This is a genomic window from Paraclostridium sordellii (assembly GCF_000953675.1).
GTDB classification, from domain to species: domain Bacteria; phylum Bacillota; class Clostridia; order Peptostreptococcales; family Peptostreptococcaceae; genus Paraclostridium; species Paraclostridium sordellii.
Window position 1 is genome coordinate 1,683,556 of the sequence record NZ_LN679998.1, and the last position, 25,677, is coordinate 1,709,232.

Genomic DNA, 25,677 nt, shown 5'->3' on the forward strand with positions numbered 1-25,677 from the left:
TATGAAAAATTTTAAAATAAAACTTACTAGAGATACTTTTAATTTTAGATTTAAACAATATGAAGGTACATATTTTTTTGGAGATGTAAATGAAGAAACTCAAGTAGTTAAATATAAAATAACTAAAGATGAACAGGGATTAGAATTAAAAGAGTTTGGAAATACACATATAAAAGATAATATGTTATATATACCACAAGTTGAAGCTTATATAGATTTAAATAGTCTAAAATAGTAGGCTACAATATATAAAATCTATAGATTATGTAAATTGCTGCCATTTATTTTATTTGGTGGCAATTTTTTTAGTTAATTCAGCTATTTATACTTATTTTATTGTTTGAGTCATATAATATATGGTATATATATATAACATAGAAAGTTTAATAATTTAATTAGTTCATATATAGCTTAGTTAAAAATAATTACAAAGTAAAAATTTAAACTGTCAAAAATGTAAGAAATGTTTAAGACTAAGGTAAGGATCTTTTAATGATTTGTATGTATAATAGGATTATCAAATAAAACAAATCAAAGGGGGCAATATATATGACAATAATATTAGGAACTTTAATAATAGCTCTATTTATACTGGCAGCAGGGGCTGGGTTATTAGAAGAACAATTAGAATCAATAAATAAACAATAATTTATATAGATAAAACGCTCACTATTTGAGCGTTTTTTATTTTTATACAATAATGTAACTATATAATCTTTATAGTATGTTAAAATATTGTAAAGATTAATATTAAAGGTAGGTATAGAGTACGTTATGAATAATGTCAAATTTTCGATAAAAAAAATCAAGGGGATATCATCAGATCCAAAAATTTTATATACCAAAGCAATTTTTTATATGAAACTAGGTAAAATCTCTGAAGCTATGGATTTGCTTACCCAAGCTTCTATAAATAATTACAGTAAAGCACAGTATACGTTGGCTAAACTGTATCATGGTGATGGAAATATAGAAGAGGCAGAAAAATGGTATAAATTAGCTTTTAAAAATGAAGTAGAAGAAGCTGCTTATGATTTAGGTAATATATACTATAAATTAAATGCCTATGAGTATGCTATATACTGGTATGAAAAATTAGCTTTATTAGGACACTTAAGATCCCAAAATAATTTAGGTGTTCTACATTTTAAATTAGGGGATAACCAAAGGGCTTTAAAGTGGTTAGAAGAAGCAAGTAACGGAAAGCTTTCCGATGCATTTTATAACCTTGGTATAATATATGAAAAACAAGAAGATTTAGAAAGAGCTTTTAATTATTATAAAAAAGGAGCTATATTAGGAAATAATTATGCTAAATATAACTTAGCTGTTATATATCAAAATCATGATGATTTAAAAAATGCCATATCATATTATAAGCAATTATATAAAGTGGGAAATGATAAAGCTTGCTTTAATTTAGGATTGATATTAGAAACTGAAGATAATCTAGAAGAAGCAAAGATATATTATAAAAGGGGAAGTGAAAATGGTAATATTGATTGTACTTATAGATTAGCCTGTATATATGATGAACAAGAGGACTATGAAAATGCAAAAGTTTACTATAAAGAAGCTTATGAAAAAGAATACAAATTAGCCGGCTATAAATTAGCAAATATTTATAATAGAGATAGTGAATTAGATGTAGCAAAAAAATATTATGAAGAGGTATCAGATTATAATACAGCTGCTATAAATAATTTAGCAGGAATACTATTTGAGGAAAAAAATTACGAAAAAGCTATTAATTTATATGAAAAAGCAATAAGTCATGGAATTGAAGAAGCTAAGGAGAATCTAGGAGATTTATATTCTCAAATAAATGACTTTGATAAAGCGATACATCACTATTTAACTATAGATAGAATATTATCTGTTCAGATAAAACTAGCTAATATATATGAATCATTAGGAAATACAGAAAAAGCTATTGAATACTATAGTAAAGCTTTAGAAAACGGTGATGTCGAATCTATATATAGATTAGGGATAATTTATGAAAAATTAGAAGATTACCAAAAGGCTAAAGACTATTACATACAAGCTGTAGAAAAAGAACATATTAATGCAAGAATACATTTAGGTAAAATTGCATTTGAGGATGAGGATTATGAATTGGCTAAAAGAATGTTTGAAGTTCCAGCAAATGAAGATAATATATATTCTCAGCATATGCTAGGTATAATCTATAGTATATACTTGAAAGATTATGTAAGCGCTAAATATTGGTATGAAAAACCAAGATTAAATGATTGTATAGAATCCATTTTCAACTTAGGACAATTAAGTTTAAAATTAAATGAAGATTCGGAAGCTGAAAAGTATTTTAAAGAAGGAACTAAATTAGGTGATAAAAAATGTAAGTATATGTTAGCTAGCTTATACTATAAAAAAAGTTATGAAAACTATGAAAGTTTAGCTAAAGAAAACTATGAAAACAGCCAAGAGGTTTTTGATAAGTTACCTAAATTAATATTAAACTTTGACCAAATACTAATACCTCAATTTGAAACTATAGATAATATATCAGAAGATGAAGAAGAATATGTTCCAAGATATATATTAAGTGTAGAAGAGGATAATAATTATGTATATAAAGAAAAATCGACTGAGATGATAGTTGATGGAGCTTTAGAATTTAATATTGAAAATATAACTAAATAAATAAAAAGATGGGTAAAAACACCTTAAAGAACATATGTTCTTATTAGTGATTTTACCCATTTTTATTATTTTAATTAATATTATCTAAAAAAATTTGATATGAATCCTGTATGTTCATTAAATATATTAAGTCCTATAAATATTAAGATTATACCACCAATAATTTCTGCATAGTTTTTTAATATAGGTCCAATTTTCTTTCCTATTAATATACCTGTAAAACATACTAAAAATGTTATTATTGCAATAGATGTAACAACTTCGATTATAGATATGTTTAAAAATGCAAAGCTAACTCCTACAGCAAGAGCATCTATACTTGTAGCTACTGATAAAACTAACAAGTCTTTTGTCTTAATATCAACAGTAGAAGTATTTTGGCTTAAACCATTAATTTCTAAATCCATTGCTACCTCATCTTTTTTATTTTCCTTTATTGATTCATATATCATTTTAATACCTAAAAATGATAGTAGTATAAGTGCTATCCAATGATCAAAAGTTTTTATGTATTTTTCAAAACTAATACCCAATAACCATCCGATTAAAGGCATACCTCCTTGAAATAAACCAAAGAAAAAAGCTATTTTAAAAGCTATTTTTTTTGTTATGTTTTTCATAGTCATTCCTTTTGTTATAGATACAGCAAAAGCATCCATAGATAAAGCGAATGATGTTAATAAAACTGAAACTAAACTCATTTTCATTCCTCCTTAACGTTTTATAATATGCACAAAAAAACGAGACTTATACACGAAAAAATCGTGTATGAGTCTCGTTATTTAAGATTAGACCAGACTAAAAAGTCATTATGTTGATCTAACCACACATTCGTGCCAACTACTCCCTCAACAAGAGTAAATAATCTCTATATAATTCTTCTAAATTTTACTTTAAAAATATAAATGTGTCAATACTTATATTACAGTTTGCTTATATGATTTAGTTTATCTCTATCAATTATAGTTATTTTTCCTCTTTGAGTTGATATGATTTCTTTATTTTTAAAATCCGTAAGAATTCTAGTTATAACCTCTCGGCTTGTTCCTAATTCTTGAGCAATTCTTTCCTGTGTTAAGTATAAATAATTACTATTGTTTATATTTTGAGATAACTCTAGTAGATATTTTGAAACTCTAACATCCATTCTCTCAAATGCAATTTCTTCTAATACTTTTATAACATCTTTATATTTTTGAAATAGATTACTTACCATATACTTTTGGAAATCTAATGTATTGTAAATATATCTTTGAAAGATATCCGTTGGAATAAATACTATTGTTGTAGGCTCCATTACTTCTGCAAAAGCAGGATAGTATGAGTTTGTAATCATGCATGAAATTGATAAGTAACATGTATCTCCACTTGTAAGTTTATATAATGTAACTTCTTTTCCTTTTTCTGATATTTTATAAACTCTAATAATTCCTTTTAATATTAATGAGAAACCTCTACATTGATCTCCTCTAGAGAGAATTTGAGAGTCAGAATCAAAATTTTCTATAATAAGACTAGATTTAATCATTTCTTTAACATCTACATCTAAATGATCAATAAAAGAATACTTACTACAAAGCTTTTCTATAGTATCCATAAAATCCCCCCTAAGCTATATTTTAGCACATAAAAATAAATTTATTTTCTTTTTATTAAATTAAATGAACATATTGTATTAATTTTGCATAATGTTTATTAATAGGTTATTAAAAATACTCACCACAATAATTTTAACTTCTGAGTTATCGATAATATAGATAAAACCCATAAATACATCTAAGTGGTATGAGTATAAAGATAACTTCTTAAGAGATGAGCTTAAAGTAAATTTAAGACATCTCTTTATTTTTTGTCTATTTTTTTTTATGTATACATATATATTATTAATATCATAAATTAAGGAGGTAAATATGGGGAAAATAATAATAAATTTATTTACATCAGTTTTCACAAATCCTATAACAATTACTTTTATAGGTATTACGATAGTATATTTAATACTAATTGTAATCAAAAACAACAATATATATTACTTTATAAATGAGAAGTTGCGAGAGTTAAATTTAAATCAAGATGAAAGTACTATACTTACAATGGCTAATGTTAAATATGAAAGCTATAAAAACATGTATCCTTATGCAGAAATAAACATGAATTCTTTTATAGAGGAGGTTATCTCAGACTTTTCTAAAGATAAAAAGATTATAATTGATGAAATAAAATTCATAAAAAATGCACCCTCTGTATGTATACTTTTAGGAGTATTAGGAACATTTGTAGGATTAACTATAACACTTGCAAGTATAGATAAAGGAGATATAATTAGCTCTATGACAAATGCTATTGGAAGTATGCAAATAGCATTTACAACTAGTATAGTAGGTATAGTATGTTCTATAATTTTAAACTCTTGTATTAAACTTAAAAATTGTGAAAATACACTGCTTCAATTAATGCTTAAAGTAGAAAATTTAATGACTGTTAAATCAAGTCATTCTAAAGGAGAAGTACTAGATTCTAAGTTAAATGAAATTAAAGTTTGTATACGTGATATAAGTAAAGCTATAAGTGCTATAGAAAGATTTGATAAAATTTCTAAAGACTTACATGATTTTAATGATGATTTTATATCTTCAATAGAGAAGTTAGGTATAATGTTAAATGGTTCTCATGAGTCAATAAAGACTTTCGATCAGAGTATTAGAAAGCTAGATAAACAATTTAGTATACTTAATTTAAAATTTGTAAAATTGTTTGATACATATGAATCTCAAAGTGATATTTTTAGTGAAATAGCTGTTAGCATAAAAGAATCTGAAAAGAATATCAAATTTGTAAACCAAAGTCAAACAACTATAAAAGATTACATAAAAGATGTTAATGCTGGATTTGCTTTATATGAAAGAAATATACAAGACCTTATGATGAAATTAATAAATCATGAAAATAGTTTACTTGTAAAAGAAAACTCTATTAAAAATATTAATGTTAATTTAAGTTCAGATATAAATAATTTAAGTAAAATCATAAATAATCAGGCAGATTCAATAACTAATAAATTAGACTTAGTTTTTAAATATATAGATTTATATAAAGAAGCTATGGATATTTCAAAAGCTATAGAAGATAATAGTGACCTACTAGAGACTTTTGAAGAAGAGAAGATATCTAAATTAGATAATTTATATGAACTAGAAAATACCAACCAAACATTTGACTTAGATGAATTAGATGAAGAGGAACTAGAGTATGATTAATAAATATAGAAGAACTGTAAATAAAGAAGAAGAACATAGTAATTTTTGGCCTACATTTACAGATTTATTAGCTACAGTTCTAATGGTTGTTATAATGTTTTTGATTAGTTCTGAAAGTATGGTTGGTGGTGTAGAACAAGATATTGCTAAAAACGTTAATAATTCAGTAAAAAAAACATTAAATGAAAATGGAGTACCTATAGAAGTTGATAAGGAAACTGGTAATATCACATTTGGTGAAACTACTTTGTTTGATACTGATAGTTATGAATTAAAACCAGAAGCTAAGGAAATTTTAAAAGGATTTATTCCTCAATATGTAGAGACCATCTATAAAGATTATGGAGAATATATATCAAAAATAATTGTGGAAGGTCATACTGATGATGTAGGTACATATATATATAATTTAGACTTATCTCAAAAAAGAGCTTTTAGTGTTGTTAACTATATCGTAGGAGAAGAAATTGGAGATTATAAATTTAAAGATAAACTAACTAAAGACATCGTAGCTATAGGTAGGTCTAAAGCTGAGAATATAGAAAATACAGATGGAAGTATCAATAGAGAAAAGTCAAGAAGAGTAGAGATTAAATATGAAGTTAATGTTAAGTAAAACTCCGAATATATGTTTGGAGTTTTTTTGTATTTTATGTAAAATAAATGGTATAATCTATAAGTGATTAGTTTGGAGGGATATAAAATGACAGATAAACAAAAATTAAACAAGTTTTTACAATTACAATCTAAAGAGTTAAAAATAGACGATATTGCAAAACAATTGGATTCAGATGTTAAATCTTTAAGACGTTTTTTAAATAAAAATGGATATAGGTCCGTAAAAGGTAAATATCAAAAAAAAGAAGATTCAAGTTCAGATAATACAAAGCAACTAGAACTAAATATCAAATCTAATAAATCTAGTAAAGTCAGTAAAAACACTCAAAAAAGTGTACCATCTAAAAAAACAAAATCATCTAAGGTTAATATTAATGCTCAAGATTTAGACAAGTTATGCGAAGTTTATGATTGGTATCTAAGTGTTAAAGATATAAAAGCCATACAGCCTAAAGGGAATAAATCTAAAAAAGATGTTGTTATAGATTCTAAAAATTTGAAGGATTTAAAAGCAAGTAGAATACAAGTAGATAAAGCTATATGGGAAGAATTTGAAAGGTTATGTAGTAATTCTAAGTACTCTAAATCAGAAATAATAACTCAAGCTTTAAAAGAGTTTTTAATACAATATAAGCATTTAATATAAAGAAATAAATGAGCCTAAAAGCTCATTTATTTTTTTATTGCTATATATTTATGAATTACATAGTTCTGATTGTTAAAAATAGGGTAAATAAAATCATAGGAATTAATATCAATATAGCTATTTTTTCAGAATTTTTTCTCATAAATCCCCTCCTGATATTTTCCTGAAAAGTAAAAATATTCTATACAATATAATTATAATATATTTAAGTAAATATGTTAATTAATAATTTTAAATAAAAAGTAGCATTTAAATGTTATAATATGAAATAATAAAGTTTTTACTTAAAGGAGGAAAATATATGAGTAAAACTAATGTGCCAACAGCTCATAATAATGCAAAACTAGGGGATATAGCTGAAACTATTTTACTTCCAGGAGATCCATTAAGAGCTAAATTTATAGCTGAAACATTTCTAGACAATCCTGTTATGTATAATACAGTAAGAGGGATGTATGGATATACAGGATATTATAAAGGAAATAAAATTTCAGTTCAGGGTTCTGGAATGGGTATCCCATCTATAGGTATCTATTCTTATGAGTTAATTAACTTTTATGGGGTAAAAAATCTTATTAGAGTAGGTTCAGCAGGTGCTATTAATGAAAATCTAAAAGTTCACGATATTGTAATTGGAATGGGGGCTTGTACTGATTCTAATTATGCTAATCAATTTAATTTACCAGGAACATTTTCTCCAATAGCAAGCTATGATTTATTGAAAAAATCTGTAGACATAGCTAATAGCAAGAATATCAATGTAACAGTAGGTAATATAGTTTCTAATGATGTATTTTATAGTGATTCTGGTTTAGATAATTTAGCTAAATGGAATAAAATGGGGGTACTAGCAGTCGAAATGGAAGCCGCAGCTCTTTATATGAATACAGCTAGAGCAGGTGTGAATGCTTTGTGTATCTTAACAATATCTGATTGTCCATTTACTGGAGAGGAATGTTCCGCACACGAAAGACAAGTTGCATTTACAAAAATGATGGAAATAGCACTTGAACTAGCTTAAATTTTACTATATACGTATAAAGGGAAGGATAATTCATGTTTTTATTACTAGGAGTACTATTTTTAATTTTAGGAATTTTATTATTTATATCTTTTAAAAAAAAGAAAGCTTCTTATGAAAGAAAAATGGAGAAGTTAACTCAAAGGAATTTCGATAAAAATAATAAAAAGCAAAGAAATAAAGCAGAGAAAGCAAAAGAAAAATCAGAATCAGAATTAAAAAAAGATAAAGTAAATGCATATAGTTTTATAGCAGCTGGAATTTGTTGTATACTAGTTGAAATTACCATGAAGTTTTTATAAAAATTTATATATAAAAAAATAAAAGGATATGACTTTGTGCATATCCTTTTATTTTATAACTCTGAAAACTCCTTTTACATGACCAATTATACTTACTTCTTGAGGATTTAATATAATAGGTTCCATAAATTCATTCTCTGGTTGTAATCTAATAAAGTTCTCTTCTTTAAAAAATCTTTTTACTGTTGCACTTTCATTTCCTATTAAAGCAACTACAATTTGTGAATTAGAAGCAGTATTAGCTTTATCGACTATAACATAATCTCCATCTAATATTCCTGCATTAATCATACTTTCACCTTTAACTTTTAATATAAAGTTTTCGCTACCTATAACTAAATTTGCAGGTAGAGGTATGTATTCTTCTATATTTTGTTCTGCTAAAATAGGTTCACCAGCTGTTATCTGTCCTATAACAGGTAAGTGAAGTACTTCTTGATTAAGTCCGTTAATACCTTCATTTTTATTTGAATCTAAAACCTCAATAGCTCTAGGCTTTGTTGGATCTCTTCTTATGTAACCTAACTTTTCTAACTTATTTAGGTGAGAGTGTACAGTAGATGTAGATCTTAATTCTACTGCTGCACAAATTTCCCTGACTGAAGGTGGATATCCTTTTTGAGTTAATTGATCTTTTATAAACTCAAGTATCATTATTTGTTTATTAGTTAAATCTAGATACATGTTATCATCTCATTTCTAAAAATAGTTTAAATTATCATTATATTATATATTTTACCATATGAATTAGTTTAATACAAACATTTGTTCTTTAGTCTAAAATTACTCATCCTTATCGTCTATCCATTCAAAATTATTAACAATATCTCTTTTAACATTCTTTTTATGTGCAGCATATAGCTGAGTAGTAGTAACATTATCATGATCTAATAAATTTTGAACATCGTATATGGAAAATCCATTTTGAATTAAAGAAGTAGCAGCAGTTGCTCTTAATTTATGAGGACTATAACCATTATCTCTAGAAGTTTGCATAGATATAGAAGTATACTTCTTAACTAATTGTCGTATTGATTTTGGATCCATTCTTTTATGTTGAAGTGATAAAAATAAAGCATCTTCTACATCTTCGTTTAACATTTCACTTTTAGGTCTTTCATTTAATATGTAATCTCTTATAACTAACTCACAAGTCTTATTTATAGGCATTAGAACTTCTTTACCTCTTTTTCTATAGATTTTAAATTCACCTCTAGAAAAGTTAAAAGATGAGATATTTAATTCTCTAAGTTCATTTAGTCTTAATCCATATGTAACAAATAATGCCAATATAGCTTTATCACGAAGTTTTGTCTTTCTCCAATAAACTTTTTCTTTTTCTGTAAGACCCTCACCAGTTTCAACGGAATCTAGCATTTTAGCTACCTCATCAATTTCAAGCCTTTTAATAGCATCAGGTTGAGGTTTAGGAAGCTTAATAGGATTAAATCCATCAGTTATATTATTTTCAATTTGACCATTTCTAAATAAAAATTTAAAAAGGGTAGACAAGGATGATTTTTTACGGGCAAGAGCACGATTATTATTTTCATATATAAGAGTATTTTTTTCTGTTTGTTTATAATATCTAGTACAGTAATCTCCTAGAAATAAGTTAACATCTCTAGCTTTAATTTGATTAAAATCATCTAATGAAATATCCTTTATCTGATCAACCATAGTTACTTCTTTAGTTTCTACTAAATATGAACAAAAAAACTTAATATCTTCTAAATAAGCAAGTCTAGTAGTAACTGATACCGACCCTTTTAAGTATATACAATAATCTTTCATAAATTTTGGAAGGCTATTTTCAATTTGGATACATTTTTCTATAACTTTATTATCTCTGATAACTATATTATCTGGTTTATCAGATTTATTGTGTATTTTTATAATTTTACGTTCTGACATTTAAAATTAAAACCTCCTATAAAAAATAGTGATATTTAAACTATAGCATAGAGTTTTTTTGAGTTCAACTATTCCTTAAATTATAGTAATTAGATGAAATTATAAAAAAAGGCAATGAATCCCATTATAAAAGGTTTTTTATTAAGAAATACATAATTATATAAGAAGTTAAATTTAGGGCTTTAAAATTGATTTAAATGAATAGAAAAATTTCAATAAATATTAAAAATAAATATTAAATCGTTATTCGTTAAAATTTTTATTTTAGTACAAACTATAGAATTGATATTTATAAATTTATATCATATTAAATAAATTAAATAAAAAATATTGTTTATATTTTGATAAAAATAAGAAAAGAACATAGTAAAAAGTATAAAAAAATAAGCCTTATATAAATTAATAAATTTAACACTAAAATGAGTTTTTTATTAACTTTAATACTAACTATTCCCTAAATATACATTTAAAGGATAGTTATATTTTAAAATAAGCACTTCTCTGTATAAACCTTATATAAGATTTTTATAAATATATACAGATTATATTATATTTACTATCTTACTAATATTTATAAATTAATTCTAATTATGTATATATTTTCAATACTATAACATATATTATAAGACCATTTCATTATGTAAATATATAAAATGGTCTTATAGTTGATTTTATATCATAGATATTTCAAATTATTGAGTTTTTTCATGTAATGATTCTAAATCTACTTCAAATTTAGAATTATCATTTATAGATTCTATATAAGCTGTTCCTATATTATTATCCACACTTATTAACTTAACTGGATTATCATTATAAACTAATTCTACATTTTCTATATTTTTATTATTACATATTTCCATAGCTCTTCTAAGTTGCATATTATCTCACCTCCTTATATCTTCCCTATTTATATTTTCCTTATGAAAATAACTTATTCAAAAAAAGAGGCTAATAATTAGCCTCTTTTTTTGAATAAGTTATCTAGGTTCTACTATTAACTTAATAGCGGTTCTTTCTTCTTCTTCTATTTTTACATCAGTAAATGATGGAATACAAACTAAGTCAATTCCACTTGGAGCAACAAATCCTCTAGCAACAGCTATTGATTTAATAGCTTGATTTAAAGCTCCTGCTCCAATAGCTTGAATTTCAGCGCTTCCTTTTTCCCTAATAACACCAGCTAAAGCTCCTGCAACAGAATTAGGATTAGATTTTGATGAAACTTTTAAAATATCCATTTCATTATCCCCCTCTTATTTCTTTATATAATTCTATAGTACATCTATGCGCTATTTAACTACAAATTCTATAAATAAAATTAAAACCCTTTATTTTTAAAATAAAAAGTCTATTAAGTTGTACTTAATAGACGCCTATATTTCTAAATTTTTTATATCTATGATTTATTATTTCATCTTTATTAAAGTTTTTATAAAAACTTAATCGATTTATTATATATTCTTTTATATTATCTGAAACAAATTCTACATCACTAAAAGCTGTGTTTTTAGGTTCTTTTATTACTTTATCAATTATACCTAGTTTTTTCAAATCCGAACTAGTAAGCTTCATAACATCACTAGCATCCTTTGCTTTAGAGGCATCTTTGAATAAAATGCTTGAAAGTCCTTCAGGGGATATAACTGAATAAATAGAATGTTCAAGCATAGCAATTTCATTAGATACTCCTATGCCAAGTGCTCCCCCACTTCCCCCTTCTCCAATTACAATAGAGAGTATAGGTACAGAAAGAGAACTCATTTCTCTAAGGTTTCTAGCTATGGCTTCCCCTTGACCTCTTTCCTCAGCTTCAATACCACAAAATGCACCAGGAGTATCTATAAATGTTACTATGGGTCTATTAAACTTTTCAGCTTGATGCATAAGTCTAAGTGCTTTTCTATATCCTTCAGGATGAGGCATTCCAAAATTTTGTTTAACTTGCTCATTTAAGTCATTTCCCTTTTGATGACCTATTATGGTAACTTCAAAATTTCCTATCTTTCCTATTCCTCCAATTATAGAAGGATCATCTTTATAGAGCCTATCTCCATGGAGTTCGATAAACAAAGAACATATGTTCTGAATGTAATTTTTAGCAGTTGGTCTTTTTATATCTCTACTTATAGAAACTTTATCCCATGCTGAAAGTTTACAACAAGTAGAATTTTCAATATGTTTAAGCTTTAATTCTAGCTTTTCTATTTCTATACTTAAGTCTATATTGCTTTTTAAAGAAACTTCTTTTAGTTGTTTTATGCTATCTTTAAGTGTATTTATATCGTTGGTCGAACTAATGTTCTGTGCAGGCAATTAGGTCACCTTCTTTCTCTAAGTTTTTTATACATGAATATCCATGCAAAGTAAGTATATTAAAAAGTTGTTCTTTCATTTCATGTCTATTAATTATTAAATCAACAAATCCATGTTCTAGTAAAAACTCAGATGTTTGGAAACCTTTAGGTAAATCTTGCTTAATAGTTTGCTGAATAACTCTTGGTCCAGCAAAGGCAACTAATGCATTTGGTTCTGCTAGTATCAAATCTCCAAGCATAGCAAAACTTGCCGTTACTCCTCCTGTAGTTGGATTTGTTAAAATTGATATATATAAAAGTCCTTCAGATGCTAATTTAGATAAAGCTTGGGATGTTTTTGCCATTTGCATAAGAGATACCATTCCCTCTTGCATTCTAGCTCCACCAGAGGCGCATACTATTATAATTGGAAGTTTATGTTTAATAGCATATTCAATAGATAATGTTAACTCCTCTCCAACTATTGCACCCATACTCCCCATCATAAACTTAGGATTCATTACGCATAAAACAACAGGTATTTTATTTACAAGTCCAGTACCTGCAATTATAGCTTCATTTTCATGTGTAGAGTTTTTGTACTTATACAGTTTTTCTTCGTAGTTAGGAAAATCTAAGATATTTTTAAATTCTAAATCATGATTAAATTCAGAAAATGTATTTTCATCAATTATTAGGGCTACTCTATCTCTAGCTGAGTAATCATAATGTTTATTGCATTTTGGACAGACATTAAGGTTTTCTTCTATATCTTTTCTAAAAGTTTCATTTTTACATGAATCACAATAAATCCAAAATTTATCATCTGCACTATTTTCTTTAAAATTTTTATTTAAATTAACTACTGCGTAGTTTTGTTCTTTTCTTTTAAGAAATTTTTTTATCATACCAAAATCTCCTTGTATTAAGCATTTAAGCTTTTTATAAAACTGGTTTCAATGAATTTTGTATGATGAGTATTATTTTTGAACTCATCAGAATTTATTAGTGATCTTTGAAATTCTATATTTGAAGTAATTCCCTCAATTATTATTTCATCTAATGCTCTATCCATTCTACTTATACATTCATCTCTAGTATCCGCTATGCAGATAAGTTTACCAAGCATAGAGTCGTAAATTGGGGGTATAGTATATCCAGGATATATAAATGTATCAAATCTAACTCCAAAGCCTCCTGGTATATGAAGGGATTCTACTTTACCTGGACTTGGTTTGAAGTCGTTTTCTGAATCTTCTGCATTTATCCTACACTCTATTGCATGGCCTCTAAATTTAACATTCTCTTGTTTAAAAGGTATTTTTTCTCCGCTAGCTATAAGTAATTGTAGTTTAATAAGATCTATTCCTGTAATCATTTCAGTAATAGGATGTTCAACTTGTATTCTTGTATTCATTTCTATGAAGTAGAAATTTTTATCTTTATCTACTATAAATTCAATTGTTCCTGCACCTAAGTATCCAATACCTTTTATAACAGCTATAGAAGTATCATAAAGCTTTTTTCTTTGAGCTTCGTCTAAATAATGGCTTAGTGATTCTTCTATGACCTTTTGATTTCTTCTTTGCATAGAACAATCTCTATCTCCAAGATGTATAGCATTGTTAAAACTATCTCCAAATACTTGAACTTCTATATGCCTTGGATTTTCTATATATTTTTCCATGTATAAAGAACTATCTCCAAATGAAGCAAGAGCTTCTGATTTTGCTATATCAAATAAAGAATCAAATTCACTTTCTTTAAAGATAATTCTCATACCCTTTCCACCTCCACCACTAGAGGCTTTAATCATGACTGGATATCCTATTGATGATGCTAGTAGTTTAGCTTCTTCTTTATCTTTAAGTATTGATTTAGACCCTGGAACAACAGGAACATTTAAACTAATCATGGTTTCTCTAGCTTTGGATTTATTCCCCATAAGTTCTATTTGATTTGGAGTTGGACCTACAAAAACTATGTCATTATCTAAGCAAGCTTTTGCAAAATTAACATTTTCAGAGAGAAATCCAAATCCAGGATGAATTGCATCACAATTCATTTTTTTTGCTAAATAAATTATATTATCTATATTATTATAACTCTTACTTATATTGTTAGGTCCTATACAGATAGATTCATCAGCTAAATATCTATGTAAGCTATCCTTATCAATTTCAGAGTATATAGCTATAGTTTCTATATTAAGTTCTTTACAAGTACGTATAATTCTAACTGCTATGTCTCCTCTATTTGCAATTAATAATCTTTTAATCATATAACTGCCTCCTAATTAAATTCTTTTATTTTAAATAAAACTTGATTATATTCAACTAAATCTTCATCCTTAGATACTATTTCAACTATTTCTCCATCAATATCACTAATTATTTCATTCATAAGCTTCATAGCTTCTATGATACATAGAGTATCGCCTTCTTTAATCTTATCTCCTACTTTTACAAAACAATCAGCTTCTGGACTTGGTGATCCATAATAAGTCCCCATTATAGGTGAGGTTATTAAATGTAAATCTTTGTTTTCTATTATAGATTCAGTAGAATTATTTACATTGTTAGATAATTTTTCTTGATTTACATTGTCATTTTGTATAGATTCCACCTGCTGATTTATACTTGCATTTGAAAGTTCTTTTAACTTAGAAACTTCTAGTGAAAAATCCTTATCCTTTAAATTTACATATGTTAAGTTAGTTTTATCTATAGTCAATATTAATTCCTTTATTTCATTTATATTCATAGTTACCTCCTTGTATTATTACCTGGTACTAATATTATATCACAAAAAATACGATTATAAAAGAAAAAAGTGTTACTTTTGTAAAAAAGTAACACTTAATTTATTTCAATCTATGCTCTAACTCTTCTATTTCCTTTAAACTTAGACCTGTCAACTCTGATATAAAAAGTTTATCAGCACCTTTAAGTAATAAATCTAAAGCCATTTCATTCTTTGTTTTTTCTAAACTTTTACTTATTTTTTTATCTTTATATATTTGTGTAGAATCACTTAAACGTTTATCAGCTACTTTTAATAAAGTATCCTTCATCTCTATAGTATCTTTTTTTAAATTTGAGTAATTACTATAAAATTGAAATAAAATAAATAAAGATGGAATTATAAAAAATAATTTAGATCCTAAAAATCCAATTAATATAGTAACAAAAACTAAATTTTTATTAAGCTTCTCTAGTTTCATATTTTTCTTATATGATTCAATGGCTCCTAATAAAGTAATGATTATACAAAGTGGAATTAATGTATAACTAGCTAAAAATCCACCTATCCCAATTTCATCTAACTTATGAAATATATTGCCATAAACAGCCATATCACCATTTAAGTATGCCATCATGCAAGCAATTAAGCCTATAATTCCCCCTAGTGACTGAGTGTACCAATTTAAAAATGCTTTATCCATAATAGTTCCCCCGTAATAAATATCTTACTTATATAAAGATAATATGCTTTTAGTGATAAAAATATTAATTTTTAATTAAAGTTATTTAACGCTTCTTCTAGAAATTTTATTTTTTCTCCATTATCTGTGTCTTGCTTATCTATCAATCTTTTAGTAAGTTCCTTTAAATCCTCTGTATTATTACCTTCTATAGAGGAATAAATTGATTTTAATAAATTTAATTCTTCTGTAGATAGATTTTCTACTTCTAAACTATTGTTTTGTGGCCTATATGAATTTATACACATATCTGACTCCTTAATATTTATAATTTTATTTATATTATACTTATAAAAGGTTTAAATAATACCTACTTTGATAAATTGAACCTATATATACAGGAAAAATACACTTGTTAAAGTTTAATCTTTTGTGTATACTTTTTATATGTTATTAATTACATATATTCAACGAAAAAGGGAGCATGATTATGTTTAATACTGTTGAAATCATACTTAAAATATTATTTTTCATATTATCTTTTATTTGGGTAGGAAAAATTATGATTTTAAGAAGTGATAAACAAATAGTTATAAATCCATTACTTATTTCTATATCAGCTATATTAGCTTTATTACCAGATGCTCAATTCTCTGGAACTGCAATTCAAAGTATAAGAATGATATTATATTTTTTATATATAGTAGTAATTTTATTCGGGCTTTATTGTATAAAAAGAAAAAATGGAGTTTTTTAACTCCATTTTATATTTTTAATCCTTCTAATCTATAAATCTTCATACCATATGACATGAATTTATCTTCATATTCAGTTGTCACATTACCTTCATAATCACTATTAGCTAAATCAAGGGTTATATTTTTTAATTTTAAATTAGCTTCAGAAAATTCATTTAAACTAAATTCAAATAACTTTTCATTATCTGTTTTAAAATGTATTTCCCCATCATCCTTCAATAACTTTTTGTAATTCTCAAGAAATCCTCTATAAGTTAATCTTCTCTTGTACCATCTTTTTTTAGGCCAAGGATCGCAAAAATTTATATAAACTCTTGATAACTCACCTTTATCAAAGTAATCAAGAATATTATTTACATCTCCCCATATAAATAAGATATTATTAAGTTCATTTTCTACTGCTTTTTCTACTGCTTTTAATAAAACCTCTTCTTTCATTTCCATTGCTATGTAGTTTATATTGGGATTTTGCTTTGCAAGCGTAGTTAAAAATTTACCTCTTCCTGTTCCAAATTCTACATGAATGGGATTATCATTTTGAAATTTTTCATTCCAATTTCCTTTAAAATCAATTTCATCCCCTTTTAGAACCAAGTTTTCAAAACTTAATAATTTTAAATCTGCGCCTTTTTTCTTACGTCTTCTCATTGATTAACTCCTCATTATTTTAATTTATACAAAATTAAAGAGCATTGGGTATCCAATGCTCTTTAATAATTATTAATGACCGCAGCCTGAGCATCCTCCGCCGCAACCACCATCAGCTTGGTTTTCAGGTGCAACTCTAAATCCATATCCAGTATCTTCTATAACTATATCTCCATAGTTAGTATAATCTTCCTTACTCATTACAAAGTTTAATCCTTCAACTTCATATGTTAAGTCATCTCCGTTTTGCTCATCCAGAGCAAGTCCAAATGATGGACCGCCTCATCCTACACCTGCAAAATAAACTCTTATGTTTTTAGGTCTATCTTGGTTATCAGATAAAATATCTTTTAAAGTACTTACAGCAGTATCTGCAACTGTTACTTTCATATTAAATACTTCCTTTCTTTATATAATGTATAATAAATTTATATAAAAACAAATTTATATATATTATATACCCTTATACAGTATATAATCAAACTTTTTTCTTTAAATTTTTAACATTTTTTCAAAATATATGTTATTTTGTTAATTTTATAAAATTAGCAAATAAAATAAGTATAGTGATAATCAATTATCACTATACTTATTTTATAACCTCTACAACTGAATTTATACAATATTTATCTTTATTTTTTATATTTAATACATGAATGCTATCTGTTATATAAACATACTCTGTAAGAACAGGAAATAGCAAAGTGTATTTACCCATAGGTACACTATCAAATTTATATTGCCCACTTTTATTTGTAGATGTATAGATAGTCTTTCCATTCTCATATATAAGAGTTATTATTTTATTTTCAAACTTATCTTTGCATATATTATTATTTAAACCATCACTTAAGGAAATACTTCCATATATACATGAAAAATTTAAATCTTTATTGAAATCTTTATTTTGATCTTTTTTATCTTCATTGATATTTTTTTTCAAATAAATAGGTTGAATAATAGTACCGCTAAAAACTTTAGATGATTCTTCATGATAAAAATCCATAGTTACTATACAGTCCGATTCAATATTATTTATAATTACTTCTGAAATAGAATATAAAAAAGAAGGTTTTTCATCAGTAGAAACTCTATCATATTTACCACTAATTTGAATATTATCTAAAAATACATACGTTTTATCACTCCATTTTATATTTGATGAAAATAAAATGGTCTTTCCATACTCAACTTCTATTGGGTCTAAAATAATACTTTGATCAGTTGCGAGTATTGTTGCAGATTCAAAACTAGAATTAATTAAATTAGATATATCTAATATTTTATTATTATCTAGGTTTATAAGGTTTAAGTTCTTGAGATTACTTAAGTTAGGAATAACTTTTATATTATTACTTTCCAGACCTACACTTCTCAATTTCTTTAAATTTTTTAAAAAGTTAATATCCTCTATTTTATTTTCGTTTAATTCTAAACCTTCTAGATTTTTTAATTTTTCTATGGGTGAAGCATCATAAATATTATTTCGTGTTAAATTAACATAGATGGCATTTGTTGCATATTCTATCCCTTTTATATCTCTAATATTACTTCCAGGCAAATCAATTTCTGTTAAAGTTTTTAAAAAATCTTTTGTTATTTCAGATATATGAATATTAAATTTTCTAGATAGTGCTAATTTTAAATTACTACTGATATATGAATTACTCTGCTTTTTTTCCAATGCCTATCATTCCTTTTCATATTAGTCACACTATAATATATGGATATATAAGATTACATGACACACTATATATAGCTTAAAAATAGTACTTATTTTAGCAAATTTTTATTTCATTTATGTACATAATAATAAAAAGACTAAATTTATAAGGAGTGATATTTTCATGTCTAAAATAAACTGTAGTGCAATAACATGTTGCTATAATAAAAACGGAAATTGTCATAGTGGATCAATAAAAGTTGATAGCAGAAAACCAGTAGATTTAAAAACTGTTCATTGTACATCTTTTATAAGTGTACATAAAAATTTAGAAAGTAGCATAGAAAGTGAATGTGAGCATGTGGTATGTAATGTATCTGAATGTATCCATAATAAGAATTTAGAGTGTTCTTGCTATAATATATTCGTCTCTGGTAGTGATGCTAAAAACTATAAAAATACCAATTGTTGTAGTTTTGTAGCTAAGTAAGTATACAAAATGATAGGAGATATATTTAACATGTATCTTCTATCTAATTATATAGACATAAAATATATAGTTTTATGTCTAATTTTTAAAAATTAGTATTTTCAATGATTGTAAGTAATAATTTAGCATTTATGTCAGTCTTATGTCAGAACTTTAAATGTTTTTTATTTTAGTTTTATGTTACAATAAATACTATAATGTAGTTTATTGGAGGAATGATATGAGTTTTGCATTTATAAGGAAAAGAAGTAAAAACTATATAGTTTATTTAGAATATAAAGACCCAGAAAGTAAGAAAAAAATACAAAAAAATATGGGATCATATGATAAAAAAAGAGATGCTTCTAAGAGATTAACCGAAGTAAAAAATAGTATATATACTGATGATTTATTGTTACCAAACGCCTTAACTTTAGAAAATTTTTTAATGGATTTTATCCAAAAATATAAAGTTAATATATCTATAACTACATATGATTGTTATATAAGAATATGTAAAAAATATATAATTCCTATGCTAGGAAAATATAAATTAGAAGATCTAAAACCTATACATATACAAAATTATATCGATGATTTAGTAGATATTCTTAGCCCTCAAACTCTTAAAATACATATAAATATTTTAAACTTAGCTATAAAAAAAGCATACAGATTAAAATTAATTAGAGAAAATATAGTAGAATATGTAGAAATACCTAGAGCTAAAAAATTTAAAAATAACATATATGATATAGAAAGTATGCAAAAACTTCTTAAAAAATGCATTGGAACTTCTTTAGAATTACCTATTTTTATAGCCAGCGGATTAGGGCTTAGAATATCAGAAATTTTAGGACTTACATGGGATAACATAGATTTCAATAACAATACCATTACCGTAGATAAAATAACCGTTAGAAATAATCATCAAGTTATTTTAAAAAATCCTAAAACAGAAAGTTCTGAAAGAACTATATCTGCCCCTAAGGAAATCATAAATAAACTTAAAATTTATAAAAAAGAACAAATAGAAATGAAATTACAAGGAAAACTAAAAAACGAATTAAACTTATTATTTTTCGATAAGGATGAAAAACCTATGGCTCAGGATGTTTTAAGTAAAAAATTCAATAAATTTCTAAAAGCAAACAATTTAAATCATATAAGATTTCATGACCTTCGTCATTCACATGTAACTCTACTTATAAATTCGAAGGTTCCTATTAGAGTAATATCAGAAAGGGTTGGTCACTCTAATATAAATACTACGCTTAATATTTACGCTCATGTATTAAAAGAAATGGATAAAGAAGCTAGTGATAAAATTTCAGAATCTTTATTTAGTTTAGGCTAAAGTTGAAAAAAACAACACCTTTTAAAATCAATTTTAAAAGGTGTTGTTTTTATTCATCATATATTTGTATTAATATGTAATTAAAATTCTTATAATCTACATAAAACCCTTGTTAGCTATATACAAGTTAAAATATATAAATCAGTTTAAAATAATATAATTATGTAAACTAATCTATATATTTTTAAAAAACTATTTAAATACTTTTTATAAAGATAAAATAAAATCTTTTATAATAGCTTCTAGCTCTATAGGATTTTCTATATACGGATTATGAGCTCCTTTTATATTTCTCACTATACTATTTTTAAACTTAAAACTTTTATAATGATCAGGTCCTATAGCAAAATCATATTCTCCACTTATAATTAAGGTCGGAGTGTCGATATATTCACTTAAACTAGTATAGTCATAAAAATAACTATCATTAGAAAATGATTGTTCAGACATAGATGTATTTAGCATATCCTTATCTATATTTTTAACTTTAATATAATTATTATAATCCGTATATTGTAATTTATAATACAAATCATTTTCAACAAGTTTAAAAGCTATATTTCTCCAATTTTCTTTTAAATTTCTATTGTATTCTATATTATCTATTCCTAAAATTTTACACCCTTGTTTTATTTGACTTTTAAGAGCTTCCTCCATATTAAGAGTGCAATTTATAAGAATTAAAGCTTTAACATATTTTGAATATTTTCTAGTATATGCTGTAGCTATAACTCCTCCAAACGAATGTGCAATTATTATAAATTCTTCTATATCTAACTTCTTTCTTATACATTCTATATCATTAATAATAGCATCTATTGAATAATCTGATTCTTTATCTCCTTCTGATCTACCACAACCTCTTTGATCTAAATAATACATACTTAATGTTTCAGACAAATAATCTCCGAAAAACACTTCAAAATCTTTACTCCAAGCTCCTGGTCCTCCATGTATATATAAGCACTTCATTCCTTTTCCCGAATGTGTTACATGTAAGTTTAATATATCTAATGTTTCTATAAACATACTTACCTCCTATAAATATCAATATTGATATTATATCAAAAGTATTTAAGTTTATGATTAAGTTTTTAAAATTAAAATAGGAGTATGTTAATTGTATATACTTCTTTAAGCCTATAAAAATTTTTTGAATTTAAAAATCAAAATACTTATAAAAATTATTAAAAACATAACTCCTAAAGCTAATGGATAACCATACTGCCACCTTAATTCTGGCATAAAATCAAAGTTCATTCCATATATTCCTGTTATTATTGTTAAAGGCGCAGAAATCGCTGTTAATAGAGTTAATTTAGTTATTAAGCTATTTGTTTTTTCTGCCACTTGAGAGGAATATATATCAAGTAACTTATCAGCTAATTCTCTTGTTGAAAGTGAAAAATTATAAAGCTTATCAATTCCGAAATCTATACTTTGTAATTTATCTAAATTGTATTCTTTTATATTTGAGTATGTCAAATACCTTATATTGTCTTTTAAAATTCTATCTCCTATATAAAGTAATGGTCTGATATTTTTAACTATATTTCTAGTCAAGCTACGTATATGACTAATTTCATGAAAGTGTTTATCCTCTACCCCTTCTAACATCTTGTCTTCCATGTCTAATATCATATCCTCTATTTTTTCTAATGTCTCAAATTCATTTACTATAATTTCCCTAAATATTAAATAGTTTATTTTAAACAATGCTAAAAATGTAGTTTTATCAAAAACTAAGTTTCCGGTCATAAGTTTTATTACATAATTATATATATAGTGGTTTTTGTCAGATACTACTAATATATAATTATCTGCTAAATATATATTTATTTCTTTTATAACAGCTTCTCCATCTATAACTTCAAATGTATTAAGACTTAAAAAATCATAGTTATTAAATAAGTCAAGTTTTATACTATCATCAAAATTTAAGCAATCTTTAAAAGTAATATCATCAATTTCTAAAATAGTCTGTAACTTCTTAAGTTCATAAGGCGTAGATAATATTAAGTAGGAATTATTATTATTGTAAAAATTATCTTGAAAGTGGTCCAAATAAATTTGAGTATCTAAATTTAATATATGCATAAAATCACTCCAAATGTATTATAAGTATATTATGTATATAAAAATACAAATTAATTCACTATTAAATATATCAGGTTATAAAATGCCATTTTTAATCCTCTAGAACACTTGTTCGTATTGGTTATATTAAAAATTTAAGCTTTTATTGTGGATTTTAAGCCTATTAAAATTCAATTTAATATATTTATATTAATATATATATTAATATCTTAAATCGCAATTTATTTCTTATTTAACATAATTTTAATTTTAAACCCTATAAAATCCTAACTATAATTTAATTATGTAAACCAATCTACCTTTTAATATAATATAGACTCATATAAAAAATTAAAACTAGTATAAATTACTATATAATATAAAAATTACAATTAATTACCTATACCATAAAAATTTATTATATAATTTAATTAACAAATAAAATATGGAGGTTATTATGAACTTTGAAAATAAATTAAATAATTATGCTCGACTAGCAGTTGAGATAGGAGCTAACCTACAAAAAAATCAAATTCTTCTTTTAAGAGCTCCTATAGAATGTAAAGATTTTGCTAGAAAAATCGTAGATATAGCTTATGAATTAGGAGCTAAAGATGTTGAGATTGAATGGAATGACGAAGAAACTTCATTAATAAGATATCTAAAAGCTTCAGAAGATATATTCGATGAATTTCCTCAATGGAAAATTGAAAAGTATAAATATTTATTAGAACAAGGAGCTTGTATCATAAATATAGACTCATCTAATCCTACTATATTTAAAGATGTAGATCCTATAAGAATGCAAAAGGTTAGTAAATCTTATAATAAAAGTGTTCCATTTTGGAAGGAAGCTATTATAACTGATAAAATTAGATGGACTATTATTTCAGTACCCAGTAAAGCTTGGGCGTGTAAAGTATTTAACGAATTAGATGAAAATGAAGCTATTGAAAAATTATGGGATTATATTTTTAAATGTACTAGAACAGATCAAGTAAATCCTATAGAAGCTTGGAAAAAACATAATAATAAACTTAATGAAAAAGTTGAATTTTTAAATAAGAATAATTTTAAATCTCTTCATTTTAAATCTAATAAAACTGATTTACATATAGAACTTCCTAAAAATCACATATGGGCTGGGGGTATTAGTAAAGATCCAAATAAAATAGCTTTTAATGCTAATATACCTACAGAGGAAGTATATACACTTCCTCATAAATACAAAGTAAATGGTATAGTATCTAACACCAAACCATTTGTATATAACGGAACAATAATTGATGATTTCACTTTAACTTTTAAAGATGGAAAAGTTGTAGATTATGATGCTAAAGTTGGATATGATTCTTTAAAATCTCTTCTAGAATTAGATAAAGGTTCTTGTTATTTAGGAGAAGTTGCATTAGTTGAAAATAACTCTCCTATATCTAATACAGAAATAATTTATTACTCTACTTTATATGATGAAAATGCATCTTGCCATCTAGCTTTAGGTTCTGCATATAAAACAAGTATCAAAGATGGAGATATTATATCTAAAGAAGATATGGATAAGTATGGTATAAATGATAGTATAATTCACGAAGATTTTATGATAGGTTCTAATGATTTAAATATAACAGGAATTACTGTAGATGGAATTGAAATTAGAATTTTTAAAAATGGAAATTGGGCATAAAAAATAGGTTACAATTGTAACCTATTTTTCTTATATAGACTTTAAATAATTTAAAACTTCTTTTATTATCCAATCAGGAGTTGATGCACCAGCTGTTAATCCTATGTTGTTGAAATTTTTAAAATCTTCATCAGTTAGTTCATCGACTGTTTCAATTGCTAAAGTAGGTACATACTCTTTACAAATTTGAACAAGCTTTTGAGTATTAGAACTATGTTTACCTCCAACAACAATCATCATATCAACTTCTTGAGAAATTTTTCTAGCAGATTCTTGACGTACTTTAGTTGCAGAACATATCGTATTATTAAATAATACATCATCTAATCTATTTGATAACTCTCCTATTATTTGATTATATAAATCAACATTTATAGTTGTTTGAGATACTACACAATACTTTTTAGATTTATCAAATTCTATATTTTCTAAATCTTCAATAGTTTTAATTATAATTGCTTCATTGTTACACCAGCCATTTATGCCAATCACCTCAGGATGCTTTGAATCTCCTATAACAATTATTTTATATCCATTTTTGTAATGATTCTTAGCAATCTCATGAATTTTTTTTACAAATGGACAAGTAGTGTCTATTATATCTAGATTTTTTGTTTGGGAATCTTTGTATACATTCTCACCTACTCCATGACTTCTTATTATCATACTCTTATATTCTGGTACATCATCAACTTCGTTTATTGTTTTTAATCCATTTTCTTCATATTTTAAAACGGCTTGCTTATTATGTATAAGTGGACCAAGAGCATAAATTCCATCTTCGCTATCTTGTAATTCATCCCAGGCCATTTTCATAGCTCTCTTAACTCCAAAACAAAATCCAGCGTTTTTAGCTATCTTAACTTCCATTTAAAG

29 protein-coding genes are annotated in these 25,677 nt (G+C 25.3%); 11 read left to right on the forward strand and 18 right to left on the reverse strand.

Annotated features, from left to right (window positions below):
• Position 1 precedes the first annotated feature (1 nt).
• A complete protein-coding gene (locus ATCC9714_RS08130) occupies positions 2 to 235 on the forward strand; it encodes a hypothetical protein (RefSeq protein ID WP_054629383.1) in 234 nt (77 codons plus the stop codon).
• A gap of 539 nt (positions 236 to 774) precedes the next feature.
• The gene (locus ATCC9714_RS08135; protein WP_057544984.1) at positions 775 to 2,667 is read left to right on the forward strand and encodes an SEL1-like repeat protein; all 1,893 of its coding nucleotides are present in this window, start codon (positions 775 to 777) and stop codon (positions 2,665 to 2,667) included.
• 80 nt (positions 2,668 to 2,747) lie between these two features.
• Here ATCC9714_RS08135 and ATCC9714_RS08140 read toward each other — a convergent pair whose 3' ends face one another.
• Positions 2,748 to 3,368, reverse strand: a complete 621-nt coding sequence (locus ATCC9714_RS08140; RefSeq protein WP_057544985.1) for a manganese efflux pump MntP — start codon at positions 3,366 to 3,368, stop codon at positions 2,748 to 2,750.
• A gap of 221 nt (positions 3,369 to 3,589) precedes the next feature.
• Entirely contained in the window at positions 3,590 to 4,264 is a 675-nt protein-coding gene (locus ATCC9714_RS08145; RefSeq protein WP_054629386.1) for a Crp/Fnr family transcriptional regulator, read from the reverse strand.
• Positions 4,265 to 4,577: 313 nt separating this feature from the next.
• On the opposite strand from ATCC9714_RS08145, the gene ATCC9714_RS08150 reads away from it, so the two are divergent.
• The 5 genes from ATCC9714_RS08150 (at position 4,578) to ATCC9714_RS08170 (ending at position 8,511) form a co-directional block, all read left to right on the forward strand.
• Complete coding sequence (locus tag ATCC9714_RS08150; protein ID WP_057544986.1) at positions 4,578 to 5,924, forward strand: MotA/TolQ/ExbB proton channel family protein; 1,347 nt, start codon at positions 4,578 to 4,580, stop codon at positions 5,922 to 5,924.
• Positions 5,917 to 6,540 (forward strand): OmpA family protein, encoded by a 624-nt coding sequence (locus ATCC9714_RS08155; RefSeq protein WP_021129754.1) that lies wholly within the window; start codon positions 5,917 to 5,919, stop codon positions 6,538 to 6,540. Before ATCC9714_RS08150 ends, ATCC9714_RS08155 begins: the two co-directional genes overlap by 8 nt.
• Positions 6,541 to 6,627: 87 nt before the next feature.
• The gene (locus ATCC9714_RS08160; protein WP_057544987.1) at positions 6,628 to 7,188 is read left to right on the forward strand and encodes a hypothetical protein; all 561 of its coding nucleotides are present in this window, start codon (positions 6,628 to 6,630) and stop codon (positions 7,186 to 7,188) included.
• Between the two features lie 301 nt (positions 7,189 to 7,489).
• A complete protein-coding gene (gene deoD / locus ATCC9714_RS08165; protein WP_057544988.1) occupies positions 7,490 to 8,209 on the forward strand; it encodes a purine-nucleoside phosphorylase in 720 nt (239 codons plus the stop codon).
• 35 nt (positions 8,210 to 8,244) lie between these two features.
• Positions 8,245 to 8,511, forward strand: a complete 267-nt coding sequence (locus ATCC9714_RS08170; RefSeq protein ID WP_057544989.1) for a DUF3899 domain-containing protein — start codon at positions 8,245 to 8,247, stop codon at positions 8,509 to 8,511.
• 48 nt (positions 8,512 to 8,559) lie between these two features.
• On the opposite strand, the gene lexA is transcribed toward ATCC9714_RS08170, so the two are convergent.
• From lexA to ATCC9714_RS08220, 10 genes are all read right to left on the reverse strand, one after another.
• Entirely contained in the window at positions 8,560 to 9,195 is a 636-nt protein-coding gene (gene lexA, locus ATCC9714_RS08175; RefSeq protein ID WP_021126202.1) for a transcriptional repressor LexA, read from the reverse strand.
• Positions 9,196 to 9,294: 99 nt separating this feature from the next.
• Positions 9,295 to 10,425 (reverse strand): tyrosine-type recombinase/integrase, encoded by a 1,131-nt coding sequence (locus ATCC9714_RS08180; RefSeq protein WP_021129749.1) that lies wholly within the window; start codon positions 10,423 to 10,425, stop codon positions 9,295 to 9,297.
• Positions 10,426 to 11,117: 692 nt separating this feature from the next.
• On the reverse strand, positions 11,118 to 11,306 hold the full coding sequence (locus tag ATCC9714_RS08185; RefSeq protein ID WP_021126199.1) for a small, acid-soluble spore protein, H family: 189 nt from the start codon (positions 11,304 to 11,306) through the stop codon (positions 11,118 to 11,120).
• 99 nt (positions 11,307 to 11,405) lie between these two features.
• Positions 11,406 to 11,666: a stage V sporulation protein S gene (locus tag ATCC9714_RS08190; RefSeq protein WP_021126198.1), complete on the reverse strand. Its 261-nt coding sequence runs from the start codon at positions 11,664 to 11,666 to the stop codon at positions 11,406 to 11,408.
• A gap of 124 nt (positions 11,667 to 11,790) precedes the next feature.
• Complete coding sequence (locus tag ATCC9714_RS08195; RefSeq protein ID WP_244465166.1) at positions 11,791 to 12,741, reverse strand: acetyl-CoA carboxylase carboxyltransferase subunit alpha; 951 nt, start codon at positions 12,739 to 12,741, stop codon at positions 11,791 to 11,793.
• Entirely contained in the window at positions 12,722 to 13,630 is a 909-nt protein-coding gene (accD, locus tag ATCC9714_RS08200; protein ID WP_077065567.1) for an acetyl-CoA carboxylase, carboxyltransferase subunit beta, read from the reverse strand. Before accD ends, ATCC9714_RS08195 begins: the two co-directional genes overlap by 20 nt.
• 17 nt (positions 13,631 to 13,647) lie before the next feature.
• Positions 13,648 to 15,003: an acetyl-CoA carboxylase biotin carboxylase subunit gene (gene accC / locus ATCC9714_RS08205; RefSeq protein WP_057544990.1), complete on the reverse strand. Its 1,356-nt coding sequence runs from the start codon at positions 15,001 to 15,003 to the stop codon at positions 13,648 to 13,650.
• An 11-nt stretch (positions 15,004 to 15,014) separates the two neighbouring features.
• Positions 15,015 to 15,485 (reverse strand): acetyl-CoA carboxylase biotin carboxyl carrier protein, encoded by a 471-nt coding sequence (gene accB / locus ATCC9714_RS08210; protein WP_057574271.1) that lies wholly within the window; start codon positions 15,483 to 15,485, stop codon positions 15,015 to 15,017.
• A 100-nt stretch (positions 15,486 to 15,585) separates the two neighbouring features.
• The gene (locus ATCC9714_RS08215; RefSeq protein ID WP_021126189.1) at positions 15,586 to 16,167 is read right to left on the reverse strand and encodes a hypothetical protein; all 582 of its coding nucleotides are present in this window, start codon (positions 16,165 to 16,167) and stop codon (positions 15,586 to 15,588) included.
• 71 nt (positions 16,168 to 16,238) lie between these two features.
• Complete coding sequence (locus tag ATCC9714_RS08220; protein ID WP_021129742.1) at positions 16,239 to 16,454, reverse strand: hypothetical protein; 216 nt, start codon at positions 16,452 to 16,454, stop codon at positions 16,239 to 16,241.
• 182 nt (positions 16,455 to 16,636) lie between these two features.
• Here ATCC9714_RS08220 and ATCC9714_RS08225 point away from each other — a divergent pair, with 182 nt between their 5' ends.
• Positions 16,637 to 16,903: a hypothetical protein gene (locus ATCC9714_RS08225; RefSeq protein ID WP_038293993.1), complete on the forward strand. Its 267-nt coding sequence runs from the start codon at positions 16,637 to 16,639 to the stop codon at positions 16,901 to 16,903.
• A 7-nt stretch (positions 16,904 to 16,910) separates the two neighbouring features.
• On the opposite strand, the gene trmB is transcribed toward ATCC9714_RS08225, so the two are convergent.
• From trmB to ATCC9714_RS08240, 3 genes are all read right to left on the reverse strand, one after another.
• Positions 16,911 to 17,552: a tRNA (guanosine(46)-N7)-methyltransferase TrmB gene (gene trmB / locus ATCC9714_RS08230; RefSeq protein ID WP_057544992.1), complete on the reverse strand. Its 642-nt coding sequence runs from the start codon at positions 17,550 to 17,552 to the stop codon at positions 16,911 to 16,913.
• A gap of 72 nt (positions 17,553 to 17,624) precedes the next feature.
• Positions 17,625 to 17,753, reverse strand: coding sequence for a hypothetical protein (locus ATCC9714_RS17720; RefSeq protein WP_021126185.1), 129 nt, complete (start codon positions 17,751 to 17,753; stop codon positions 17,625 to 17,627).
• Between the two features lie 388 nt (positions 17,754 to 18,141).
• Complete coding sequence (locus tag ATCC9714_RS08240; protein WP_057544993.1) at positions 18,142 to 19,236, reverse strand: hypothetical protein; 1,095 nt, start codon at positions 19,234 to 19,236, stop codon at positions 18,142 to 18,144.
• Between the two features lie 163 nt (positions 19,237 to 19,399).
• Between ATCC9714_RS08240 and ATCC9714_RS08245 the strand changes: the two genes are divergently transcribed.
• Together ATCC9714_RS08245 and ATCC9714_RS08250 are read left to right on the forward strand one after the other, a co-directional pair.
• The gene (locus tag ATCC9714_RS08245; protein WP_054631420.1) at positions 19,400 to 19,705 is read left to right on the forward strand and encodes a DUF1540 domain-containing protein; all 306 of its coding nucleotides are present in this window, start codon (positions 19,400 to 19,402) and stop codon (positions 19,703 to 19,705) included.
• A gap of 220 nt (positions 19,706 to 19,925) precedes the next feature.
• Complete coding sequence (locus tag ATCC9714_RS08250; protein ID WP_057544994.1) at positions 19,926 to 21,041, forward strand: tyrosine-type recombinase/integrase; 1,116 nt, start codon at positions 19,926 to 19,928, stop codon at positions 21,039 to 21,041.
• A 207-nt stretch (positions 21,042 to 21,248) separates the two neighbouring features.
• On the opposite strand, the gene ATCC9714_RS08255 is transcribed toward ATCC9714_RS08250, so the two are convergent.
• Together ATCC9714_RS08255 and ATCC9714_RS08260 are read right to left on the reverse strand one after the other, a co-directional pair.
• Positions 21,249 to 22,070, reverse strand: coding sequence for an alpha/beta fold hydrolase (locus ATCC9714_RS08255; protein WP_057544995.1), 822 nt, complete (start codon positions 22,068 to 22,070; stop codon positions 21,249 to 21,251).
• A gap of 111 nt (positions 22,071 to 22,181) precedes the next feature.
• The gene (locus tag ATCC9714_RS08260) at positions 22,182 to 23,138 is read right to left on the reverse strand and encodes a magnesium transporter CorA family protein (RefSeq protein ID WP_021129736.1); all 957 of its coding nucleotides are present in this window, start codon (positions 23,136 to 23,138) and stop codon (positions 22,182 to 22,184) included.
• A gap of 436 nt (positions 23,139 to 23,574) precedes the next feature.
• Between ATCC9714_RS08260 and ATCC9714_RS08265 the strand changes: the two genes are divergently transcribed.
• Positions 23,575 to 24,801, forward strand: coding sequence for an aminopeptidase (locus tag ATCC9714_RS08265; RefSeq protein ID WP_057544996.1), 1,227 nt, complete (start codon positions 23,575 to 23,577; stop codon positions 24,799 to 24,801).
• Between the two features lie 30 nt (positions 24,802 to 24,831).
• Here ATCC9714_RS08265 and ATCC9714_RS08270 read toward each other — a convergent pair whose 3' ends face one another.
• Positions 24,832 to 25,671 carry a 4-hydroxy-3-methylbut-2-enyl diphosphate reductase gene (locus ATCC9714_RS08270; RefSeq protein WP_057544997.1) on the reverse strand — a complete coding sequence of 280 codons (840 nt, stop codon included), beginning with the start codon at positions 25,669 to 25,671 and terminating at the stop codon, positions 24,832 to 24,834.
• Between the last annotated feature and the right edge of the window lie 6 nt (positions 25,672 to 25,677).

Excerpts from the sequence above, each read along its gene's own strand:
- ATCC9714_RS08130 (WP_054629383.1), top strand. The coding sequence starts at position 2 with ATGAAAAATTTTAAAATAAAACTTACTAGAGATACTTTTAATTTTAGA.
- ATCC9714_RS08135 (WP_057544984.1), top strand. The coding sequence starts at position 775 with ATGAATAATGTCAAATTTTCGATAAAAAAAATCAAGGGGATATCATCA.
- ATCC9714_RS08140 (WP_057544985.1), bottom strand. The coding sequence starts at position 3,368 with ATGAGTTTAGTTTCAGTTTTATTAACATCATTCGCTTTATCTATGGAT.
- ATCC9714_RS08145 (WP_054629386.1), bottom strand. The coding sequence starts at position 4,264 with ATGGATACTATAGAAAAGCTTTGTAGTAAGTATTCTTTTATTGATCAT.
- ATCC9714_RS08150 (WP_057544986.1), top strand. The coding sequence starts at position 4,578 with ATGGGGAAAATAATAATAAATTTATTTACATCAGTTTTCACAAATCCT.
- ATCC9714_RS08155 (WP_021129754.1), top strand. The coding sequence starts at position 5,917 with ATGATTAATAAATATAGAAGAACTGTAAATAAAGAAGAAGAACATAGT.
- ATCC9714_RS08160 (WP_057544987.1), top strand. The coding sequence starts at position 6,628 with ATGACAGATAAACAAAAATTAAACAAGTTTTTACAATTACAATCTAAA.
- deoD (WP_057544988.1), top strand. The coding sequence starts at position 7,490 with ATGAGTAAAACTAATGTGCCAACAGCTCATAATAATGCAAAACTAGGG.
- ATCC9714_RS08170 (WP_057544989.1), top strand. The coding sequence starts at position 8,245 with ATGTTTTTATTACTAGGAGTACTATTTTTAATTTTAGGAATTTTATTA.
- lexA (WP_021126202.1), bottom strand. The coding sequence starts at position 9,195 with ATGTATCTAGATTTAACTAATAAACAAATAATGATACTTGAGTTTATA.
- ATCC9714_RS08180 (WP_021129749.1), bottom strand. The coding sequence starts at position 10,425 with ATGTCAGAACGTAAAATTATAAAAATACACAATAAATCTGATAAACCA.
- ATCC9714_RS08185 (WP_021126199.1), bottom strand. The coding sequence starts at position 11,306 with ATGCAACTTAGAAGAGCTATGGAAATATGTAATAATAAAAATATAGAA.
- ATCC9714_RS08190 (WP_021126198.1), bottom strand. The coding sequence starts at position 11,666 with ATGGATATTTTAAAAGTTTCATCAAAATCTAATCCTAATTCTGTTGCA.
- accD (WP_077065567.1), bottom strand. The coding sequence starts at position 13,630 with ATGATAAAAAAATTTCTTAAAAGAAAAGAACAAAACTACGCAGTAGTT.
- accC (WP_057544990.1), bottom strand. The coding sequence starts at position 15,003 with ATGATTAAAAGATTATTAATTGCAAATAGAGGAGACATAGCAGTTAGA.
- accB (WP_057574271.1), bottom strand. The coding sequence starts at position 15,485 with ATGAATATAAATGAAATAAAGGAATTAATATTGACTATAGATAAAACT.
- ATCC9714_RS08215 (WP_021126189.1), bottom strand. The coding sequence starts at position 16,167 with ATGGATAAAGCATTTTTAAATTGGTACACTCAGTCACTAGGGGGAATT.
- ATCC9714_RS08220 (WP_021129742.1), bottom strand. The coding sequence starts at position 16,454 with ATGTGTATAAATTCATATAGGCCACAAAACAATAGTTTAGAAGTAGAA.
- ATCC9714_RS08225 (WP_038293993.1), top strand. The coding sequence starts at position 16,637 with ATGTTTAATACTGTTGAAATCATACTTAAAATATTATTTTTCATATTA.
- trmB (WP_057544992.1), bottom strand. The coding sequence starts at position 17,552 with ATGAGAAGACGTAAGAAAAAAGGCGCAGATTTAAAATTATTAAGTTTT.
- ATCC9714_RS17720 (WP_021126185.1), bottom strand. The coding sequence starts at position 17,753 with ATGAGTAAGGAAGATTATACTAACTATGGAGATATAGTTATAGAAGAT.
- ATCC9714_RS08245 (WP_054631420.1), top strand. The coding sequence starts at position 19,400 with ATGTCTAAAATAAACTGTAGTGCAATAACATGTTGCTATAATAAAAAC.
- ATCC9714_RS08250 (WP_057544994.1), top strand. The coding sequence starts at position 19,926 with ATGAGTTTTGCATTTATAAGGAAAAGAAGTAAAAACTATATAGTTTAT.
- ATCC9714_RS08255 (WP_057544995.1), bottom strand. The coding sequence starts at position 22,070 with ATGTTTATAGAAACATTAGATATATTAAACTTACATGTAACACATTCG.
- ATCC9714_RS08260 (WP_021129736.1), bottom strand. The coding sequence starts at position 23,138 with ATGCATATATTAAATTTAGATACTCAAATTTATTTGGACCACTTTCAA.
- ATCC9714_RS08265 (WP_057544996.1), top strand. The coding sequence starts at position 23,575 with ATGAACTTTGAAAATAAATTAAATAATTATGCTCGACTAGCAGTTGAG.
- ATCC9714_RS08270 (WP_057544997.1), bottom strand. The coding sequence starts at position 25,671 with ATGGAAGTTAAGATAGCTAAAAACGCTGGATTTTGTTTTGGAGTTAAG.